General features: G+C 70.1%; 16 protein-coding genes. 12 read left to right on the top strand and 4 right to left on the bottom strand.

Annotated features, from left to right (window positions below):
* The first annotated feature begins 2 nt into the window (after positions 1-2).
* The 6 genes from PKF00_RS15415 (at position 3) to PKF00_RS15390 (ending at position 8,449) form a co-directional block, all read left to right on the top strand.
* Complete coding sequence (locus tag PKF00_RS15415; protein ID WP_271218197.1) at positions 3-734, top strand: MOSC domain-containing protein; 732 nt, start codon at positions 3-5, stop codon at positions 732-734.
* Between the two features lie 121 nt (positions 735-855).
* Positions 856-1,158 (top strand): MTH1187 family thiamine-binding protein, encoded by a 303-nt coding sequence (locus PKF00_RS15410; RefSeq protein WP_271218196.1) that lies wholly within the window; start codon positions 856-858, stop codon positions 1,156-1,158.
* 469 nt (positions 1,159-1,627) lie between these two features.
* Positions 1,628-2,227 (top strand): hypothetical protein, encoded by a 600-nt coding sequence (locus tag PKF00_RS15405; protein ID WP_271218195.1) that lies wholly within the window; start codon positions 1,628-1,630, stop codon positions 2,225-2,227.
* 170 nt (positions 2,228-2,397) lie between these two features.
* Positions 2,398-2,721 (top strand): CU044_2847 family protein, encoded by a 324-nt coding sequence (locus tag PKF00_RS15400; RefSeq protein ID WP_271218194.1) that lies wholly within the window; start codon positions 2,398-2,400, stop codon positions 2,719-2,721.
* Positions 2,722-2,732: 11 nt separating this feature from the next.
* Positions 2,733-7,211, top strand: a complete 4,479-nt coding sequence (locus tag PKF00_RS15395; protein ID WP_271218193.1) for an nSTAND1 domain-containing NTPase — start codon at positions 2,733-2,735, stop codon at positions 7,209-7,211.
* Positions 7,212-7,336: 125 nt separating this feature from the next.
* Positions 7,337-8,449, top strand: a complete 1,113-nt coding sequence (locus tag PKF00_RS15390; RefSeq protein WP_271218192.1) for an MBL fold metallo-hydrolase — start codon at positions 7,337-7,339, stop codon at positions 8,447-8,449.
* 100 nt (positions 8,450-8,549) lie between these two features.
* Here PKF00_RS15390 and PKF00_RS15385 read toward each other — a convergent pair whose 3' ends face one another.
* Positions 8,550-9,326, bottom strand: coding sequence for a nucleotidyltransferase domain-containing protein (locus PKF00_RS15385; RefSeq protein WP_271218191.1), 777 nt, complete (start codon positions 9,324-9,326; stop codon positions 8,550-8,552).
* 67 nt (positions 9,327-9,393) lie between these two features.
* Positions 9,394-10,044: a nucleotidyltransferase domain-containing protein gene (locus tag PKF00_RS15380; RefSeq protein WP_271218190.1), complete on the bottom strand. Its 651-nt coding sequence runs from the start codon at positions 10,042-10,044 to the stop codon at positions 9,394-9,396.
* Positions 10,045-10,290: 246 nt separating this feature from the next.
* Here PKF00_RS15380 and PKF00_RS15375 point away from each other — a divergent pair, with 246 nt between their 5' ends.
* The 4 genes from PKF00_RS15375 (at position 10,291) to PKF00_RS15360 (ending at position 17,125) form a co-directional block, all read left to right on the top strand.
* Positions 10,291-12,003 (top strand): glycosyltransferase family 2 protein, encoded by a 1,713-nt coding sequence (locus PKF00_RS15375; RefSeq protein ID WP_271218189.1) that lies wholly within the window; start codon positions 10,291-10,293, stop codon positions 12,001-12,003.
* Positions 12,000-14,024 carry a radical copper oxidase GlxA gene (gene glxA, locus PKF00_RS15370; RefSeq protein ID WP_271218188.1) on the top strand — a complete coding sequence of 675 codons (2,025 nt, stop codon included), beginning with the start codon at positions 12,000-12,002 and terminating at the stop codon, positions 14,022-14,024. The genes PKF00_RS15375 and glxA overlap by 4 nt, the downstream gene beginning before the upstream one ends.
* A gap of 18 nt (positions 14,025-14,042) precedes the next feature.
* Entirely contained in the window at positions 14,043-15,062 is a 1,020-nt protein-coding gene (locus tag PKF00_RS15365) for a glycoside hydrolase family 6 protein (protein ID WP_271218187.1), read from the top strand.
* A 110-nt stretch (positions 15,063-15,172) separates the two neighbouring features.
* Entirely contained in the window at positions 15,173-17,125 is a 1,953-nt protein-coding gene (locus tag PKF00_RS15360) for a Xaa-Pro dipeptidyl-peptidase (RefSeq protein ID WP_271218186.1), read from the top strand.
* 126 nt (positions 17,126-17,251) lie between these two features.
* On the opposite strand, the gene PKF00_RS15355 is transcribed toward PKF00_RS15360, so the two are convergent.
* Entirely contained in the window at positions 17,252-17,539 is a 288-nt protein-coding gene (locus PKF00_RS15355) for a DUF1330 domain-containing protein (protein WP_271218185.1), read from the bottom strand.
* Between the two features lie 187 nt (positions 17,540-17,726).
* Complete coding sequence (locus tag PKF00_RS15350; protein WP_271218184.1) at positions 17,727-18,791, bottom strand: cobalamin-independent methionine synthase II family protein; 1,065 nt, start codon at positions 18,789-18,791, stop codon at positions 17,727-17,729.
* 218 nt (positions 18,792-19,009) lie between these two features.
* Between PKF00_RS15350 and PKF00_RS15345 the strand changes: the two genes are divergently transcribed.
* Together PKF00_RS15345 and PKF00_RS15340 are read left to right on the top strand one after the other, a co-directional pair.
* A complete protein-coding gene (locus tag PKF00_RS15345) occupies positions 19,010-20,092 on the top strand; it encodes a hypothetical protein (protein ID WP_271218183.1) in 1,083 nt (360 codons plus the stop codon).
* The gene (locus tag PKF00_RS15340; protein WP_271218182.1) at positions 20,089-21,273 is read left to right on the top strand and encodes a S8 family peptidase; all 1,185 of its coding nucleotides are present in this window, start codon (positions 20,089-20,091) and stop codon (positions 21,271-21,273) included. The genes PKF00_RS15345 and PKF00_RS15340 overlap by 4 nt, the downstream gene beginning before the upstream one ends.
* Positions 21,274-21,310 lie beyond the last annotated feature (37 nt).

The raw sequence follows: 21,310 nt of genomic DNA, 5'->3' as shown, positions 1-21,310 counted from the left end.
ACATGACGACGTACAGCGGGACCTTGCTGCGGGTTCTGAGATGGCCGGTCAAGTCGCTCAGGGGCGAGGAGATCGAGCAGGCGCGGCTCGACGACCGGGGGATGGCGGGCGACCGCGCCTACTCCCTGGTCGACGACAGGGAGAACCACGCGGGCAGGGTGCTGACCGTACGACAGCGCGCCGAGATGCTCCACTGGAGCAGCGCGTACGGCGACGGGGACGTGCCCGCGTTGACGGATCCCGACGGGAAGGTCTGGGGATGGGACGACCCCGGCCTCGCCGAGGCGCTGGCACGCTCGCTGGGGACCCCGCTGAGCCTGCGCGCGGCGGACGGGCAGCAGGACAGGGGGCCGACCGTGCTGGTCACCTTCGAGGCGTCCCTGGCCGCGCTCGGGCAGGAGTTGAAAGCCCCGGTCGACCTGCGCAGGTTCCGGCCCAACCTGCACCTCGACCTCGACGCCCCCGCCTTCGCCGAGGAGGACTGGGGTCCCGGCACCGTGATCACCGTCGGAGAGGTCGAGCTCGCCGTGACCGGTGAGAACGCGGGTCCCTGCATCCGGTGCGCCGTGCCCAGCTGGGATCCCGAGGGCGGGGAGCGCTGGCCGGAACTGCAGAAGTGGCTGATCCGGGAGCACGAGAACAAGTTCGGCGTGATCGTGCGGGCGACCAGGCCGGGAGTCGTCAGGCAGGGCGACCGGACGGTGGTCGACGGCTTGGGCCGGGTGCTTCCGTGAGGAGCGCGCTTTCGAACCGTACCTGGGGACACCGGTTCACCCGGTGCGGCTCACCTCAGGGCGCGCGGAAGACCTTCTTCAAACGGGAGACCTTCTTCAAAGGACTTCAAAGGAGTGTGAGATGTCGGTTCTTGTGGCGTTCAGTGTGACTCCGATCGGAACGGGGGAGGACGTCGGCGAGCTCGTGGCGGAGGCCGTGCGGGTGGTCCGTGCCTCGGGGCTGCCCAACCGGACCGACGCCATGTTCACCACGGTCGAAGGGGAGACCTGGGACGAGGTCATGAATGTGGTGAGGGACGCGGTCGCGGTGGTCGAAGCCCGCTGCGGGCGGGTCAGCCTCGTGCTCAAGGCGGACATCCGCGAGGGACAGGACGGCAGGTTGGAGGCCAAGGTCGCCGCCGTCGAAAGCTACCTCGCTCGCTGAGGCTTACCGAGGCTCGCTGAGGATCACTGAGGATCACTGAGGACAAGCCGCCCCCCGCGGAGGGCGGGCCGCATGTTCGGGTGTGGTCCCGCGACGTCCAGGATTGGCAGGGAGGGGCGAGAGGGCCGCGTCGCGGACGACGGAAGTCTTTTTCGGTCGCCCTGGTCAGTGATTTCTTTCCGCCGCGCCGTCACGCCTCTGAGCGTGCGGAGGTTGACGGGCTCTTGGCGGAGGTGCGGCGTGGGCCTCTCCTCATGGTTTCCGGCGAAAGTGCGTCCGATGTGAAATGTGATTCGCGAGAAAGGCGGACGCGGTTTCCTCCGGAGGAGGGCGTCGGCTGTTCGTGACCGAAGTGTGTTCCGGTTTTCGGTTGACGTTTCTCCGTTCCGCTCGTAAGTCATAGGGAAAAGCTCCGTTCGGCATTGAGGCATGTGACCGCTCCGCGGTTCAGGTCCCTTGGGGAGTTCCCTTGAAACTGCGTTCGGCTTTGATCGTGGTTCTTATGATCATGTCCGCGGGGCTCTCTGGCTGCGGCTGCAGTGTGGTCATCAACACTGGATTCGGCTCTTGTGCGGGCGACGACGTGAAACTGAGCGGCTCCATGAGTGTGGAGTCGCTCACGGACGCGTGTTATGAGCAGTACTACACCAGGAACGCTGAAGACATACTGCAGTATGTGAGCGAACCCGACAGGCGGCGGTACTTCGCGGGGGTTCTTCAGGGCGGGGAGGTGGTCGGTTACGCCAACCCCCTCAAGAGTGGCGTGGAGATACTCGCCGACAAGGAACAGGCCGTCTTCGTCGACGTCTGGAAATACGGAACAACCGTTTTCCTCGTGTGTCCCGTCCGGCAGGACGTGCCCGCGGTACCCGTGGGAGACCTGCCTGAAGAGGTGATCGTTGACGGGGAGGTCCGGCCGGACGGAAAGGTCGTGCCCATAGGGCTCAGAAGCGGAGGCACGATGCTCTGCGCCGTCCTGCCGCTGGATGGGGGTGTGGAGGAGGCAGGCAGCCCATCGCCTTCCTTCGGGCGTTCTGTCTCATTTTTGGTTCCTCGAAGCACCGGTTGAGGTACACGTGGAAGATTAAGAATGTCCTTGTAGGTGGTTTTCGGCTGGTTAGATCATATTTTTTCCGATTATTTCGATGCGTATTTTTCCGAAAGTCAGCCGTACCGGATCGGTTGCCTGTCATTCTGTGGACGCGGTGGATCAGGGAGGAACGAACGGTGCGCAGTTGTGTGCGGATTCCTCTGGAAGACGGGGGGACGATCCTGTTCGAAGCCGCTCCGGTGATCTCCGAGGGACCGGTGAAGGCCGGAAGGGTGAGCGAGGTGATCCAGGATCTGCCGTCGAGTCTGCGGTCGGTCCTGGCCCCGGTCAGGGAGGCCTCCAGGGCGGTGCTGGAGCAGTTGCGACAGGCGGGTCCGGACGAGATCGAGGTGGAGTTCGGCGTCGACCTGGCCACGCAGGCCGGAGCCGTCATCACCAAGAGTGAGGCGAGTTGCCATCTGAAGGTCACCCTGAGGTGGGCGAGCGGTGACGCCGACCAGGTGACGGGCTGAGGGACACGGTCATGGCTGCCGCGGACGCCGTTTCCCCCGGTCGTGAAGGCGGCCCGGACGGGGGAGCTCTCGCCGCCGTCGTCCAGGTCCTCGACGACGGCGGCGGTGTGGCCGGAGCGGGCTTCCTGGTCGGCGACGACCACGTCATCACCTGCGCCCATGTGGTTCGCGCCGCGGGCCACGGGCCCGGTGAGCGCCTCTGGCTCGCCTTCCCCCACCTTGACGGCGCGCCACGACTCGAGGCCGACGTCCTCACCGCCCCATGGCGAGCCCCCGAGGCGCAGGACATCGCCGTCCTGCGCCTGGGCGACGGCCCCGTGGGTGTTCCGGCGCTACCCCTGGGGGCTGCGGAGGGCTCCAGAGGGCATGGCGTCCGGGCCTTCGGCTTTCCCGCCCAGGCGCCTTCGGGAGGCCACTTCGGTTACGGCGTCGCCGGTGACGTGCTTCCCGGCACCGGGGAGACCGGAGAGACGGAGGACACCGGAGGCACCGGTCCCCTGCTGCAGTTGACCGGGGCGAACGACATGGCGACGGGGTTCAGCGGCGGTCCGCTCCTGGACGAGGAGACCGGCTGGGTGATCGGCATGGTCACCGCCATCTCCGCCCCCGACGCCCACCTCAGGAGCACGGGCGTCGCCTACGCGACGCCGACGGAGAGCCTCCGTGAGGCATGGCCTGAGCTGACCGTGCGGGAGGTGTCCCCCTACCGGTTCCTGGAGCCGTTCACGATCGAGGACGCCCGCTGGTTCCACGGTCGTGACGCTGTGATCGAACGGGTGCTGGCCGCTCTGTCGTCGCATCGGGCCCTGCTGTTGCTCGGGCCGTCCGGGGCGGGCAAGTCCTCCCTCATTCAGGCAGGCGTCCTGCCGGCGCTGGCCGAGGGAAGTCTGCCCGTCGGCGACCGGTGGCTGCCGGTGCTCGCGCGCCCGGGGCTCGGCCTGCTGGCCGAGCTGGAGCAGGCGGGCCTGCCGGGCGCCGCCGACGAGGGCATCGTGGCGGCGGCCAGGCGCAGGCTGGCCGCCCAGCCCGACCAGGAGCGTCTGCTGCTGGTCATCGACCAGTTCGAGGAACTGCTCACCCAGCACGGCGTCGACGGGCAGCGAGCCGACGCAGATCTCGTGGTCCACTCGCGGCTCATGGAGGCGGTCACATCCGACGCCCCGCTCACCGTGATCCTGGTCATGCGCGACGACTTCTATCCGAGGCTGGCGGCACTTCTCCCCGAGCTCCTGGAGACCGTGACACCGGGTGTGCTCAACGTGTCCGCCGGCCTGGGGGTGGGGGATCTTCGCGCCATCATCACCCGTCCGGCCATGACCGCCGGGGCGCGCTTCGAAGCTGAGCTCCCCGAACGCATCATCACCGACATCCTCGCGTCCGACCCCATAGGAGTCGTGACCAGGACGGCCCCCGTCACCCTCCTTCCCGCTCTGGAGCTGACGTTGAGCCGACTGTGGGAGCGCCGCCGTGACGGGCATCTCACCCATGACGCCTACCGGCGCCTCGGGGAGGTCACCGGCAGCCTCGCCACCTGGTGCGACACCGCCCTGAGCCAGCTGAACGACGACGAGTGGCGCATCGCGCAGCGTGTGCTCACCGCCCTCGTGCGACCGGCTGACGAGTCCCGCCAGGTCCCCGCCGCACGCCAGCAACTCCCCTTGGACACACTCCGCGCCCTGGCGGCCGACACCCCGCCCGCTCAGCCGGCCGTCGAACAGGTCGTCGATCCGGCGGTCGACCGTGTCATCGCCCACCTGACGCGCTCCCGGCTTCTCATCACCCGCATGCTCCTCGGAGCCGGTGGTGTGCCCGGTGAGCCGGTGGTCGAACTGATCCACGACGCGCTCATCCGTGACTGGGTCCGACTTCGCGACTGGGTCGACGAGGACCGCCAGTTCCACGACTGGCTACGTCGCGCCGAGGAACAGCGGGTGCACTGGGCCGGAAGCGGTCACCCCAGTGACCTGCTGGACGGGACCGCCCTCGTCGAGGGCCTGGAATTCGCCAAGGACCGCGGCCTGCCCGGCGAGATCGCCGCGTTCCTCACCTCCAGCAGGCGGAGACGGCAGGCCGACGCGCGGCGTCGCAGGCGTATCAGGGTCACCCTGGCGGGCTTTCTCGCCCTGCTTCTCGTGGCCGCCGGGGTGCTCCTCTGGCAACGTCAGGCCGTGACCGACCGCGAGAGGCTCATCGCGTCCCGGCAGATCGCCCAGCTGGCCGGCAGAACGCGCGGAGGGGATCCCGCCACGGCTTTGCGACTGAGTCTCGCGGCGTACCGGATCGCCCCCACCCCGGAGGCCCGCATGAACCTCCTCACCTCTTACACCACCGGCTATCCCACCTCGGCGACCGGCCACACCGACCTGGTGCGCACCGTGCTCTACAGTCCCGACGGCCGCACCCTGGCCAGCTCCAGCCGGGACAGGACGGTTCGGCTGTGGGACGTCACCGACCCGCGCAGGCCGTCCCCCAAGGCCGTGCTGCGAACCGACGACACGGCGGCCATCGCGTTCAGTCCGACCGGTCACCTCCTCGCCGCCCAGACCGAGCGCACGTTCTCGCTGTGGGACGTGGCCGATCCGAACCGCCCTGTGGCCAAGGGCAGTTTCGCCAGCCCCTCAGTCGTCCCGCTGAGCGTAGCCTTCAGCTCCGACGGAAAGACGGTCGCCAGCGCCGGACGGGAGGGGGACGTGCACCTGTGGGATGTCGGAGATCCCGGACGTCCCACGGTCAAGGCCACCATCCGCGCCGACGGCGCCACCGTCTTCGCCGTCGCGTTCAGCCCTGCCGGGAGGACGCTCGCCACGGGTAGCGCCTCGACGGAAAAAGGCTTCGGCACCGCCAGGGTCAGGCTCTGGGACGTCGCCGACCTCCGAAGGCCCGTAGCGACCCTCAAGGCCGACTCCGCCCAGAGTCTGGCGTTCAGCCCGCGGGGGAACCTGCTCGTCGCCAGCGGTGGCCTTGGAGCGATGGCCGTGTGGGATGTCACGGCCCCTCGTCACCCGACCTTGAAGACACGGAACTCTCCCATCGGAGGGGGCGGTGTCCTGGGGTTGGCCTTTGCCCCGGACGGGAGGACCTTCGCCGCCGCGGACCTGAACGGCGCCGTCCAGCACTGGGAGGTCGACGACTCCGGGAAGAACACGGCGATCCGCGTCCATGCCAGGCTTCCAGGCAGGTCCCCCGTGTACTCCGTCGCCTTCAGCCCGGACGGTCAGGTCATCGCGAGCGGCAGTGGCGTGGGAGAGGTTCAACTGTGGAGCAGGGCAGGCCCGGAGCCCATTCCGGGGCGCTTCGAGGTGTCCAGCTTCGTCGTCCCGGGGAGCCCCTTCACCTCTGACGGCCGACTGATGGCCGTGAGCGGCGACCCCGTGTCGGTGCCCAGGCCGGGCCCGGCCCAGGTCTGGGATCTGACCGATCCGCACCACCCTGCCCTCGCCTCCGCACTCCCGCGACTCTGGGGGCGGGTCGCGTTCCTTTCCGGAGGCCGCACCCTGGTCAGCGACAGCCAGGACAGGTCGTCGCTCGCGTTGTGGGATGTCAACGACCCTCGCCGTCCTCTCAAGAAGTCAAGTCTCGCCGTCGGTGCAGGCGTCGCCGGCACGATCGGTCATGTCGGCGTCACCGAGGACAGGCGTGTCCTCGTCGTGGAGGATCGGCCCGGCAGGAGAGCCGAGGTCTGGGACGTCGCCGATCCCGGTCACCCGGCAAGGGTCTCGATCATCCCCGCGCGCGCCGAAACCTCCTTCTCGGAGATCCTCCCGTACTTCCTCGGCGGCAGATCCTTGATGATCTACGACGACGACGGATTCCACTTCTGGGACCTGAGCGACGTCCGAAGACCCCTCCGAGTGGCGGACATGGGAAGGGGGCGAAAATTCGGCTCTTTCGTGTTCAACCAGGGCACAGGCCTTCTCACCGGGCGCTCGACGACCGGTTCGATCAGCATGTGGGACCTCACCGACGTCCGGCACCCCGTCGAAGTCAATGACAATCTCCTGGTCGCGCAGGTGCGATCCATGGACGTGGTGAACGACTCCACCATGGTGATGGTCACTCAGGATGACAGAAGCATCTCCCTGTGGGACGTCGGAGACCCCCGTCACCCACGACGTTTCCGGTTGCTGCCCACCGACGAGGAGTTCAACGACGTCGTCGTCAGCCCCGACAGGCGGACCCTGGCAGGCCGAACGGGAGAGCTCAGGGAGAAGGTGCACCTGTGGGAGATCGGTGACCCGCACCATCCCGTGGACCTGGCCGACTACCCAGGCTCATCGGTATGGGGGATGGAGTTCAGTCCGGACAACCGGACCCTCGCTCTGTACGGGGTGAGCCTCCCCGGAGGCAAGACCGGAATACTCCTGGCGAACTACCGGCCGGAGGAGGTCTACCGTCATCTCTGCTCACTCGACGGGGGGACGATCACTCCCGAGCAGTGGGAACAGGCGGTCGGAGAGATCCATCCCTACCAGGAGCCCTGCGGCCGGTAGGGCCGGTGACCGTGCCGTCACCACGCACTCCGGCGGCGCCGTGCCGGGAACACCGGCGTGGGCGTATCAGTTGGAAGGTCGGAGCCACTTCGGGTGTGTGGGACGGACCTCGGGAGCGTGAGCGGATGGCGGGAAACGGGTCGATGGGGCGGTTGCTCGCGGGCGGGCTGGCGTTGGCCGCCGCGGGGTGGGCGTTGCGGGACGTCCGGGCCGCCCTCGGCGGCAGGGCGGAGGGCGAGCGGCTGGCGCGGATGCGCCGCTCGCCGCGCTTCCGCGACGGCGTCTTCCACAATCCCGTGCCCGGCGCCGTGGTGCCGGCGGGCACCATGTCCAGGCTCCTCGGCGAGTTGCTCCTCGAGCGTGACGGGCGCCGTCCGCCGGGGCCGATCCCCCTGGTGACCTCTCCCTCGACACGACCGTCCGCCGACGGCCTCAGCGTCGTCTGGTACGGCCACGCCACGACGCTGGTGGAGATCGAGGGGCGGCGGGTGCTGTTCGACCCCGTGTGGAGCGACAGGTGCTCCCCGGTGCCGCTGGTGGGCCCGAAGCGGCTGCACCCGATGCCGGTGCCGCTGACCGCCCTCCCCGTGGTCGACGCCGTGGTGATCTCGCACGACCACTACGACCACCTCGACATGGCGACGGTCCGCGCGCTCACCGCCCGTCAGGCGGCGCCCTTCCTGGTCCCGCTGGGCATAGGCGCGCACCTGGAGCGCTGGGGCGTTCCCCGGTCGCGGATCGTCGAGCTGGACTGGGAGGAGGAGACGCTGGTCGCGGGCCTGCGGTTCGTCGCGACCGCGGCCAGGCACTTCTCGGGGCGCACCCTGACGCGCAACACGACGCTGTGGGGCTCCTGGGTCGTCGCGGGGAAGAACCGGCGGGTCTTCTACGCCGGAGACTCCGGATACTTCGACGGCTACGCCGGGATCGGCTCCGCGCACGGCCCCTTCGACCTGACGCTCATGCCCGTCGGGGCCTACAGCCCGAGCTGGCCGGACATCCACATGAACCCGGAGGAGGCGGTGAACGCCCACCTCGACCTGGGAGGCGAGCTGCTCCTGCCCGTCCACTGGGCGAGTTTCACCCTCGCCTTCCATCCCTGGGCCGAGCCGGTCGACCGTCTGTGGCGCGAGGCGAAGGCCAGAGACGTCCGCCTGGCGGTTCCCCGCCCCGGTGACCGCGTCGACGCCGACGACGCGCCCGCGCCGGACAGCTGGTGGGAACTGCTCGGCGCGTGACGCGCCCGGCGCCGGTCCGGCACCTGCCCGTCGGAGTCTGCCAAGCGTGCGGGCACCGGACCGACCTCGGACCGGCGTCGCGGGCGCGGTGACCGGCACGTCAGCCTCGTGGGGCGCGTGCCGCCAGCCGGGCGCGGACGACGAGGTCGTGCAGGACGTCGGCGGAGGCCGCCGTGTCAGGGAGCGGGGAGACCTCCATGGCCTCTTGGAGGTCGGCGGTCAGACGGGTGACGTCACGCGCCAGCCGCGCCGGGGCCGGGGAGTCGCCGGGCGGGGAGCCGTGCTCGGCGAGGCGCTTGGCGGCCACCAGGTCGGCGAGGTACGGCGGCGCCTCGGGCACGAGGCCGGTGAGCTGGGGCAGGCCGGCGACCAGGACGCCGGTCCGCATCAGGTGGAGGCCGGTCAGCAGCACCCGGAAGGTGTAGAGCAGTGCCTTGAGCTGACCGGAGCGTTCGAACAGGCGCCACTGGGTGCGGGCGAAGCCCAGATAGTGGTGGGCGTGGTGCCGGGTGAGGCATCCGGGCGCGGCGGCGACCATCTCGGCGTGGATCGGGGAGGTGGCCACGACCAGCGGGGAGAGCAGCTGCTCCAGCACGTAGCCGTTGCGGCGCAGCAGCAGGCGGCAGAACTTCACCAGGTCGTGGGTGACCAGGTCGACCTCGACGCCGTGCCGTGTCCATGAGCGGGTGACGGTCTCCTCGCCGGCGCGGAGTCCGACCACCTCCTCGACGGGCAGGACGTGCACGCCCCGCAGGTCGACGTCGGAGTCCACCGAGGGAAAGCCGTACAGGTGCGCGCCGCTGACCGTCACGAAGGCGGGCGGGTGCGGCTGCTCCCCGGGGATCTCGGCCAGCCACGCGGGCAGGGTGACGGTCATCGGCGGACGCTCCTGTCTGAGGGGAATTGTGCGGCTTGTCGGTGCGGGGAACCGGCGGGGGCGGACGTCAAAGGGCGGCCTTTCTCGTGCGGACGAGAAACTCCTCGACACACCGCCGGTCCGGCTCCGCGGGCAGCGCGCTCGCGCCGTCCACGAGGGCGACCAGCTCCCGCCGCCACCGCTCGACCTCGGTCCAGGTCGTCTCGCCCCGCCGTACGGCCAGCAGCCGGTCGCGGTGGGCCTCCATCCGCACCAGGGGCTCGCCGTGACGGGCCAGGTGCAGGCCGCTGAGCAGCAGCCGGATCATGTGCATCGCCTGTTTCCACCGGGGACGCTCGGGGTCGAGGCGGCGGAACTGGGCGTCGGCGTATCCGGTGAAGGTCTGCTGGGCGCGCCGGGACAGGAAGGCGCGCCGGATCGCGAGCAGCTCCGCGCCCGCCGGGGTGGTGTGCTCGACGATCGGAGACCACAGGCACTCCAGGATCGTCGGGTTGGCCTCGAGTGCGAGGCCGCAGAATCGCTCCACCTCCCAGGAGAACTGCTCCGGCAGCGGCCCGTCGACGTGCGTCGGCGGTTTGACGAGCCGCCAGAACAGCGGGGTCGGCGCCGCGAAGACGCCGCGCCTGTCGACGTCGGAATCCTCTGTTTCCAGCCCATATGCCCGTGAACCAACCACAACCGACAAAATTAGATAATTCGGGACAAACTCATCTTGCATTCGCTCAGCCTGTCAGTTCCGGGGTTGTTCCGGCACGGGGTTTTCCCGCCCCTGGCGACCTCTCTGTGGAATGTTCCATAACTTCATCAGACGGGTGATGTCTTACTTAGCGGTCGGAATATGATGTCTCACTGTTTAATGATCTACAGGCCGGTGTCGGCTCCGCCTTGGGCGGGACAGCCGGTGTGATCCACCTGGGGGGACTGTGCCGGGTTTCGTGGTGCGTGCCGTGAGGTCGCCGAACCGATGAGCGTCTCCGCGGGCGCCACGAAGATCGCGCTCTACGACTATGAGCGGTTCAGCAGGCTGGCGGGACCCGTGACCGAGCCCGAGCCGGGCAGGCCGTACCGGGTCCGTTACCGTTCGCTGCTGTCGAGCGAGCCGCACCGGGTGCGGGCGGCGTTGCTGATGGTCGCCGCGCTCCTGGTGGAGTTCACCCTCATGGTGTGGCTGCTCCTGCCCGAACACTGGACGGTCCGGCCCGACCCCTACGGCGTGCTCCCGTGGTACCTGACGGTCTCCGACCGGATCATGCTCGTGGCGATCGCCATGATCGAGCTGTTCCGCCTGGTGAGCGTGGTGTCCAACGTCCACGCCATGCTCGCGGCCAGGGACCCGCTCCCGGTCACGCCCGAGCCGGGCAGCCGGGTCGCCTTCATCACCACCTGCGTGCCGGGCAAGGAGCCGCTGGAGATGGTCAGGGAGACCCTGGCCGCGGCGCTGAAGATCCGCCATGACGGCGTGCTCGACGTGTGGCTGCTGGACGAGGGCGACGACCCCGACATCCACGAGCTCTGCGACTGGCTGGGCGCGCACCACTTCACCCGCAAGGGCGTGCCCGAGTGGAACCAGCCGAAGGGTCCCTTCAGGGCGAAGACCAAGCACGGCAACTACAACAGCTGGCTGTCCGCCCACGGCGACGACTACGACTTCTTCGTCTCCGTCGACACCGACCACGTGCCCCTGCCGGAGTTCTGCGAACGCATGCTGGGCTATTTCCGCGACCCCAGGGTGGCCTTCGTGGTCGGCCCGCAGGTCTACGGCAACTACACCGCCGGAGTCACCAAGGCCGCCGAGAGCCAGCAGTTCCTCTTCCACTCCCTGATCCAGCGCGCGGGCAACCTGTACGGGGCGCCGATGTTCGTCGGCACCAACAACGCCGTGCGGATCAGGGCGCTCAAGCAGATCGGCGGCCTGTACGACTCGATCACCGAGGACATGGCGACCGGCATCGAGTTCCACCGCGCCCGCGACCCCGAGACCGGACAGCGCTGGATGTCGGTCTACACCCCCGACGTCCTGGCCGTCGGCGAGGGGCCGTCGTCGTGGACCGACTTCTTCAGCCAGCAGCTGCGCTGGAGCCGCGGCACCTACGAGACGCTGCTCACCCAGTTCTGGCGGGCGGCGTTCCGGCTCTCGCCCGGCAGGTTGTTCAACTACAGCCTGATGGTGACGTTCTATCCGATGTCCGCCCTCAACTGGCTGCTGGCCGGATTGAGCGCCATCCTCTTCATGGCGGTCGGCGGCTCGGGCGTCACCGTGCCGATGGACATGTGGCTCATGCTGTACGGCGACGCGGCGCTGCTGCAGGTCATGCTCTACACCTGGAACCGGCGTCACAACGTCAGCCCGCACGAGCCCGAGGGCTCCTCCGGGGTCGCGGGAATGGTCATGTCGGCCCTGTCCGCGCCCATCTACGTGGCGTCGCTGCTCGGGGCCGCGCTGCGGCGTCCCAGCCGGTTCGTGGTCACCCCCAAGGGCGACTCGGCGAGCCCCGACCAGATCGCCACCTTCCGCATCCACCTGTGGTGGGCGGCGATCTTCGGCGGAGGGCTGCTGCTCACCGTGTTCTGGACCGGCCACGTGCACCTGGTCATGACCCTGTGGGGCATCCTCGCCCTCGTGATCTGCCTCGGTCCCCTGGCGGTCTGGGCCTGGAGCGGCAGGGGGAGCCGTTGAGCAGGTGGCGCAAGAACCTGGTCGTCGTGGCCGTCGCGGCCGTCGTCGTCGGGGTCAACCTGCCCGCCGTCGCCGGGTTCGCCTACCGGGAGTGGCACGACTACCAGATCAACCGGGACGACTACAAGGCGCGCTACGGCCACTGGAGCTTCCTGGACGTCCCCGACCGGTTCAAGGTGAACGCCATCCACGCGGCACTGCTGCACACCGGAAAGGTGCTCATCGTCGCCGGGTCGGGCAACAACGCCGCCAACTTCGCGAAGGGCACCTTCAAGACCCTCCTGTGGGATCCGGCGAAGCCGGGACAGCCCGGCGAGTTCAAGATGATCGACACGCCCGTCGACTTCTTCTGCGCGGGCCACGTGATGCTGCCCGGGGGCAACCTTCTCATCGCGGGCGGCACCCTGCGCTTCGAGGTGCTCAAGAACAAGGTCAAGCGGGCGGGCGGGCCCCTGACGGTCAAGAACGAGAACCCGCACCTCACCAAGGACCTGCCCGCGGGCACGCTGGTCACCGCCCCCGGCGGAAAGGTCTACCGCACCACCGCCCCCGTCACGGTGCCGCCCGCGAAGAAGACCGAGACGGGCGTGCCCGGCAAGGCGCAGGTGAAGCCCAGCGAGACCAAGGTGTTCGCCGAGTCCGTGGTCGAGGGGCAGGCAGGCGTGTTCGCCTCCCCGGGCGGTTACGTCAAGTACGAGATCCAGGGGCTGACGACCGTCAGGGAGAAGCGCAACCTGTACGCCATGGGCGCCGGCATGACGCTCGAGAAGCAGGACTTCCAGGGGATCAGGGACGCCTACGAGTTCGACGTCGCGACCGAGCGCTACGTCAAGGTCCAGGACATGACCGAGGGCCGCTGGTATCCCACGATGACGGCCCTTCCCGACGGCAGGGTGATGACGGTCTCGGGGCTCGACACCGTCGGACAGGTCACCAGGGACAACGAGATCTACGACCCGCGCACCAGGAAGTGGAGTCCCGGCCCCAAGCGTTTCTTCCCCACCTACCCCGCGCTGTTCCTGCTGGACGACGACACGCTCTTCTTCTCCGGGATGAGCGCGGGGTACGGCCCGGGCCAGCTGTCGCTGCGTCCCCCCGGCGTGTGGGACTACCGCCACGACACCGACCACCTGGTGAGGTCAGCCGACGGCGTCGGCGGCGTGGCGCCGGACGAGATGGAGGCCTTCACCCCGGTCCCCGGCCTGCCGGAGCCCGAGCTCAACGAGACCGGCGCCTCGGTGATGCTGCCCCCCGCCCAGGACCAGAAGATCATGGTGATGGGCGGAGGCCCGGTCGGGGAACGCCAGCCCGGTCAGAAGAACGCCACGGACCGGACCGCCGTCATCGACTTCAAGCAGCCCGCGCCCCGCTACGTCCGCGGCCCGAACCTGTCCGACCCCGTGCGCTACCCGTCGGCGGTGCTCCTGCCCGACGACACGGTGCTCTCCTTCAACGGGTCCGGCGACTACCGGGGCCGGGGCGACAGCGACGTCCTGCGGGCGGAGGTCTACGACCCGGCGGGCAACGCCTTCAGGAAGGCGGCGGCGCCCGCGGTCGGCCGCAACTACCACGCGGAGGGCCTGCTGCTGCCGGACGGCCGGGTGCTCAGCATGGGGTCGGACCCGCTCTTCGCCGACCAGGACGGCTCGATCCCCGGCACCTTCGACCAGCGGGTCGAGATCTACACCCCCACCTACCTGCACAACGGCGAGCGGCGCCCGGTCTTCACCGACGGACGCCAGACGCTGAACCTGGGAGGCAGGGCGGGCTTCAAGACCCCCGACGCCCAGCGCATCGCGAAGGTACGGCTGATGCGGCCGAGCGCCGTCACCCACGTCACCGACGTGGAGCAGCGCTCCATCGAGGTCGGCTTCACCCGGGTGCCCAGTGGCATCGTCGTCACGCTGCCGGCCAACCCGGCGCTGATGCCTCCCGGCTGGTACATGATGTTCGGGGTAACGGAAAAGGGAACCCCGTCCCAGGCCCGCTGGGTCCACGTCCTGGGTCCACGTCCGAGGTGACCGAGTCCGAGGAGATCGATGAACAGGTACGGCCGTGTCGCCGCCGCGCTGGCGCTCGTCATCATGATGACGGCCTGCACGGGTGACCCCGCCCCGTCGGGGGGGCCCGACCGGACCGCGGGACCGGCTCCCTCGGCGGGCTCCCCGGATCCCGCGGCGATCCGGTTCTACGTCGACGGACAGGGGGCGGCGGCCCAGGAGGTCCGCAGGCTGCTGCGGGAGGGCAAGGCCGAGGAGGCGGCGCTGATCCGCAGGATCGCGGACCGGCCGACCGCCGTCTGGATCGGCGACCCCGACCCGAGGGCCAGGGTCGCCGAGATCACGGACAGGGCGCGGCGCGCGGGCCAGGTGCCGCTCCTGGTGGCCTACCACATTCCCGACCGGGACTGCGGCCAGTTCTCCGCCGGCGGCGCCGCGAGCGCCGAGGAGTACCGCGCCTGGATCCGCCGGTTCGCCGAGGGCATCGGCGACAGGCCTGCCTGGGTGGTCCTCGAACCGGACGCGCTCGCCCACATCCTGGACAACTGCACCAAGGGCGGCAAGGCGGCCGAACGGCTCGACCTGCTCAGGGGAGCCGTCGAGGAACTGAAGAAGAAGCCGGGAACGAAGGTCTACCTCGACGCGGGCAACGCGGGATGGATCAGGAACCCGGGCGACTGGGTCGACCCGATGCGGAGGGCCGGGGTCGCGACCGCCGACGGCTTCGCCTTCAACGTCAGCAACTTCTTCACCACCGAGGAGAGCGTCGCCGTCGCGGGGAAGCTCTCCGACGCGCTCGGCGGCGCGCCGTACGTGATCGACACCTCGCGCAACGGCAACGGCCCGCCCCGTGACGCGCGGGGCGACGACGCGTGGTGCAACCCGGCGGGCAGGGCGCTGGGCGCCGAGCCGACCACGAAGACGGGCCGCGAACGGGTCGAGGCCTTCCTGTGGGTCAAGCGGCCAGGCGAGTCCGACGGCGAGTGCCACCGGGGAGAGCCCGCGGCGGGGACGTGGTTCCACTCCTACGCGCTGGAGCTCGCCCGCAACTCGAGATAGTCCGAGACGGCAACCGAATTCGTTACCTCCCGGATCTTGCAAGTGAAGTTCGTCGTGCAGGACATTGACAACTGTTGTCATCTTCATCGACCCTTCGGGAGTCCCCCTCGATGAACAGGTGGAAGACAGTCCTCATCGCACTGGCGGTCGCCCTGCCCCCCGGCGCCCTGCCTGTCGCGGCCGCGGGATCCGCGGTCGCCCCGATCGAGAACGAGGAGACCCAGCCGGTCTATTCGCGCGCCGACGCCCTCACCGAGACCGTGTTCGTCGAGGTCGCCGGAGTCGACAGCGACCGTGACGGCAGTCCGGACCGGGTCGCCGTCGACATCATGCGGCCCAAGGAGACCGCGTCCGGGCTGAAGGTCCCGGTCATCATGGAGTCCAGCCCGTACTACGCGGGCACCAACGACGTGCCCAACCACGTGGTCGACCTCGACGGCTCCGACCCCGCGGGCATGGAGTACCGCAACAAGTACAACGACCTGCGTGAGGCGATCTTCGGCGTCGAGGAGCCCTCGAACGCCTCCCGCGCGATCGCGCCGCCCTTCCGCGGTTACTACGACAACTACTTCGTCCCGCGCGGCTACGCCGTCGTGCTGGTGGAGAACCTCGGCTCGGGACGGGCGACCGGCTGCCCGACGAGCGGCCTGGCGAACGAGACCGCCGGTCCGAAGGCCGCGATCGACTGGCTCAACGGCAGGGCCAGGGCGTTCGACGCCGCAGGAAAGCAGGTCCGGGCGGACTGGTCCACGGGGAACGTCGGCATGATCGGCGTCTCCTACAACGGCACGCTCGCCAACGCCGTCGCCGCGACCGGGGTCAAGGGACTCAAGACCATCGTGCCGATCGCCGCCATCTCCTCCTGGTACGACTACTACCGGGCCAACGGCGGCGTGCTGGCCCCCGGCGGCTACCAGGGTGAGGACACCGACATCCTGGCCAAGTTCGTCCTCACCAGGCAGAACGCCGAACAGGCCTGCGGCGAGCTGATCAAGGGGCTCGAACGCGACCAGGACCGGGTGACCGGTGACTACTCCGCCTACTGGGACCAGCGCAACTACCTCAGGGACGTGCGCAAGGTCCGCGCCTCCGTCTTCGCGGTCGCCGGGCTCAACGACTGGAACGTCAAGACCAAGCAGACCGTCCAGTGGTGGAACGCCCTCGCCCGCCAGGGTGTGCCGCGCAAGATCTGGCTGCATCAGGGGCCCCACTTCAACCCCTTCTCCTTCGCCCAGCGCAACGCCGAGTGGCTGCGCCAGCTGCACCGCTGGTTCGACTACCACCTGTACGGCCTGCGCAACGGCATCCTGAACGAGCCGCAGGCGGACGTGGAGTCGGGTCCCGGCCAGTGGGCCCAGCACGCCTCGTGGCCGCTGCCCGGCACCCGTGACGTGCGGCTGGGTCTCGCCGCGGGCAAGGACGGCGGCAACGGCACCCTGGGCGGGGAGCGCAGGCGCGGCCACGTCGTCGAGTCCTTCACCGACCAGAGCGCCCGCACCGCCGAACAGCTCGCGGAGAACGTCGCCGCCACCGACCCCAACCGCCTGGCCTACCTGTCGGCCCCCCTGGTCAGGGAGGCCCGCCTCTCCGGAACGCCGAGCGTCTCGGTCAGGGCCGCCTTCGCGGGAGGGCGCTCACCGTACCTGACGGCGCTGCTGGTCGACTACGGCACCGACGCCCGTGCCTACGGCGACGTCGTCTTCGGCGAGACCCCGGTCTGCTACGGCCAGGGCGTTCCGGGCGACACCGGCTGCACCCGCCTGGCCGAGCACGTCACGGTGACCGCCCCTTACAAGATCATCACCAGGGGCTGGCTGGACGTCCGCAACCGCGTCTCCGACTCGAGGACCGATCTGCTCCGCGAGGGCCGGTTCTACGACTTCGACGTCGACCTCCAGCCCAGCGACTACGTCGTCAAGGCCGGTCACCGCCTCGGCGTCGTGCTCATCTCCACCGACCGCGACTACACCCTCCGCCTGCCCGCGGGGACCAAGGTCTCGGTCGATCCGGGCGGCAGCTCGGTCGAACTCCCCGTCGTCGGCGGTCGTGCCGCGCTCGGCTGACCTCGACCGGTGACCGGGTGACGCCGTGGCCACGGCCACGGCGTCACCCGCGCCGTGTCCGGGACCCGGTGTCGGAGGCGCGGCGTCCGGGGCGCCGTGTCAGGGCGCTGCGTCCGGGGCACGGGGTCACTCCCCGGCGACGATCAGGCGTTCGCTGTCGGTGTTGCGGATCCGCAGGGGGGCGATCAGCCGGTACTCGGCGGAGTCGTTCCACGCGTGGGCGGCCTCGACGCTCGGGAACTCGATGATGACGACCCGGCCGGGTGCGGAGTCGCCCTCGAGGGCGTCGGCTTCCCCTCGTGCGAGATAGCGGCCGCCGTACGGCTCCAGGGTCGCCGGGACCTTGGAGCGGTACTCCGCCACCTCCTCGGCGCTGCCGGTCAACTGCACCTTCGCGATCACGTATGCGGTCATGGGCTCCACCGTACGCAGAGGGCGCGGCGATCCGAAGGACCCGGGCCTCCGCTCGGGAACGGGTGAGCACTCTGTCACCGCTGCGCCTCATCCGTTGACGTCCGCCTCGTCGGCGTCAGGTCTGACGGCGCGCCGCGGCCGCCGCGGGCGGGGCGTCGCCGTACGATCCGGCGACGCCCCCCGGGCGTCAGAGGCCCAGAGCCTGGGTGGCGAGCGCGGTCCCCCGCACCCGGGCGGTGATCTTGGCGAACGCGGTCTCGCGGGAGGTGGAGGTGTCGTCCGCGAAGGGGGAGAACCCGCAGTCGTCACAGGTCCCCAGCCGGTCGGCGGGAATGTGGCGGGCGGCGGCCAGCACCCGGTCGCGCACCTGCTCCGGGGTCTCGATCTCCGGGTTGATCGGATCGGTGACCCCGACGAAGACCCTGGCCTCGGCAGGAAGACGGTCGCCGATGAGGCTCAGCACCCGGTCGGGATCGGGCTCGCCGGCGAGCTGGACGTAGAAGTTTCCCACCTGGAGCCTGAGAAGGCTCGGCAGAAGGCCCGCGTAGTCGACGTCGAGACTGTGGGTGGAGTCCTGGTCGCCGCCGGGACAGGTGTGCACGCCGATCCTGGCCCGCTCGGCCGGGCTGAAGCGCTCCAGCACCTGGTTGTTGAGCGTGACGAACTCCTCGAGCAGGCCGCCGCTGGGGTCGAGTTTGAGGGAAAGACGCCCCTCGGTGAAGTCGAGCTGCACCACGTGCGCTCCGGCGTCCAGGCAGCCGCGGATGTCGGCCTCCGCCTCGGCGACCAGGTCGTCGAGGAAGGCCTTGCGCGGGTAGTCCTCGATGCCCTCGGCCGGATAGAGCAGGCTCAGCGCCGACGGGGCGATGACCGCCTGCTTGACCGGCGACCGGGTGTGGTCGCGGGCCTGCCTGAGGTAGGTCTCCGCGTGCACGGCGTAGCGGAACGGCCCCGAGGTGAGACGGGGCAGCTGCCGGGTGTGCCCGTCGGCGAAGGGGATGACCGCGCCGTCGGGACTGAGGCCTTCCAGAGCGGCGATCGGGTAGGTGGCGAAACTGGGCTTCGACTGCTCGCCGTCGACCAGGACCGGGGAACCGGTCCGCTCCAGCCGTGCGATCGTGTCGGCGACGGCCTCGGCCTGCCGGGCCGCCAGCTCGTCGTCGCCTATCCGGCCTTCGGAGTGCGCGGCCAGCGCCGCCAGCAGAGCGGGAGGCCGGGGGATGCTGCCGATTGGTTCGGTAGGGATCTCCATGCGGTGATCGTAGATAACAATGCGTGCCCCATCAATCACTTATGGATGAACATGCGCTCCGATCCGGGCGTCGCGCCTGGCCCGGTTGCTCATGCCGCCTGGTTCTGGACATCTAATGTGAATCATGGGTCTGTAGGGTCAAACACGGTCAAGAGGAACCGTGGTGGCGAGGCGCGCGTTCTGAACCTTGATCCACCGGATGTGCGACAGGAGCGACGATGACCTACCCCCCACCCAGGAGTCAGCCTCCTGCCGGAGGTCCGGGTGCGGGGCCTCACCCTGTGCCGGACGGGGCCTGGCAGCCTCCTCCCCAGCCGCAGTGGCCCCACCAGGGGCCGGTCCATCCGTCACAGTCCTACCCCCCGCGGCCCTCCCCGCCGCAGGGGCCTCCGCAACGGTTCCAGTCGCCGCACCAGGAGCAGCCCTACCCGCCGCAGCCGTACCCTCCGCAGTCCTACCCGTGGCAGGGGCATCCGCCCGCCGGGCCCCCGCCCGGACGGCACCAGCCGCCCGCCCAGCAGGCGTATCCGCCACCGCAGCCCCCGGCCCCGCCCGCGCGACCCCCGCGCGGAGCGGGGCGAATCGTCGGCGGGGTCATCGTCGGCGGGTTCGGGCTGCTGGCGGCGCTGGGCGGCGCGGGGATCGTGGCCCAGGCGGTCTCCAACAGCAGGCAGGAGATCACCGACAGGACATATGTCCGGAACCTGTGGCGCAACCTGCCCGTCGAGACGCTCTTCCCCGCCTCCATCGGGGTGCGCGACCCCGACAGCAAGGTCAGCGCCGAACGCGGCTGGACCAGGGTCGCGATCTCCCAGGACACCTCCTGCGAGGCGGCGCTGTCGGGTGACCTCGCCGCGACGGCCGCCGAACGCGGTTGCGTGGCGGCGCTGCGGGCCACCTACCTCGACCCGACCGGAGGCACGGCGGCCACAGCCGCCGTCGTCGCGTTCTCCGAGGAGGAGGACAGAAACGACCTCGACATGATGGTCAGGGAGACCCAGCGCGAAAAGCGCGGGGCCGACCAGGCGGTTCACGCCCTCGCCGCCCCCGGCCTGCAGTGGAAGGACGCCTTCCGCGCGGGAAGCGGGGGCGGTCACGTCTACGCCGTCGACGCCCCGCTGTTCGTCGTGGTCACCTCGGGTCCCGCGGACGGCCGCAGAGCCGGCAGGCTGCCCGGCACGTGGGGGCGACGGGAGCTTCAGCAACTGGAGGACCTCGAGCCATGGGCGGAAACGGCGACCGGCCTCGCCAGGACACTGGCCGCGCGCCTGGCCGCCGAGGCGGGAAAGGCGCGGGCATGACACGCCGGACGCTGACCGCGGCCTTCCTGTCCGCGGCCCTTCTCACGGGTGCGGCGACGCCCGCGCTGGCCGAAGCGCCGCACGGCTGGGAGATGCGGGTCATGAAGGTGCCCGCGGCGCAACGCCTGGCCCAGGGCAGGGGCGTCACGGTCGCCGTGCTGGACACCGGCGTCGTGCGCGGCCACCCCGCGTTCAGGGGCAGGGTGAGCTCGGGCCCCGATTTCATCGGCGGCGGAGCGAAACCCGGCCAGCCTTACTGGGGAGAGCACGGCACCGCCATGGCCTCCAGCGTTCTCGCGGTCGCCCCGCAGGCGCGCGTGCTGTCCGTGCGGGTCATCTGGGACCACGAGGACCCCGCCCGCAGGCGGGCGGAGGAGGCGGCGGAGAAAGGCGACAAGGAAAGCCAGGAGGAGAACCGCAAGAGAGGCAACGCGCTGGCCAAGGGCATCCGCTACGCGGTGGACAAGGGCGCCAAGGTCATCTCGATGTCCCTCGGCACCGACGAGTGGTCGTGGGCGGGATACGAGGAGGACACCGCGGCCGCCGTCGACTACGCGGCCAGCAAGGGCGTCGTTCTGGTGGCCAGCTCCGGCAACGGCGGCTCGACGGACGTCCTCGCCACCGACGCCAACAACAGGGTGTCCTACCCCGCGGCCTTCCCCGCCGTGATCGGGGTCGCCGCCTCCGCGCCCGACGGGGGGCGGGCGGAGTTCTCCCAGGTGCACACCTACACCACGGTCGCCGCCCCCGGCGTCGACATCTACGCGGCCCGCAACACGGGCGGCTACAGCGCGGGCAGCGGCACCTCGCCCGCGGCGGCGCTGACCGCGGGCACGGTGGCCCTGATGCTGTCACGCAACCCCAGGCTGACCCTCAGACAGGTTCGCGACATCCTTGTCGACACCGCCGTGAAACCGCCCGCGGGATACACGACACTCCTCGGCCACGGGGTCGTCGACGCGGCCGCGGCCGTGCGGGCCGCGAGCTCGCCCCCGGCGGCCAAGGCCGTGCCGTACAAGGGGAAGAAGTATCTCGGCGGCGGTCCGACCGGCTCGCCCGTCACGCACCCGCCCATCGACTCCACCTACCTCGTCGTCGGCGGATCCGGGCTCGGAGTCGGACTGCTGTGCATGGTCGGCGCGTTCTTCCTGCTCCGCAGGCCCCGCCCCCGGCGGAGCTGACCTCGCCGCGCGGACCGGTCGGCCGGTCGTCTCCCGC

The sequence above is a fragment of the Streptosporangium carneum genome (genome assembly GCF_027922005.1).
Classification (GTDB): domain Bacteria; phylum Actinomycetota; class Actinomycetes; order Streptosporangiales; family Streptosporangiaceae; genus Streptosporangium; species Streptosporangium carneum.
Note: the sequence above shows the minus strand (reverse complement) of the source record. Positions and strands in the feature narration are given on the sequence as shown.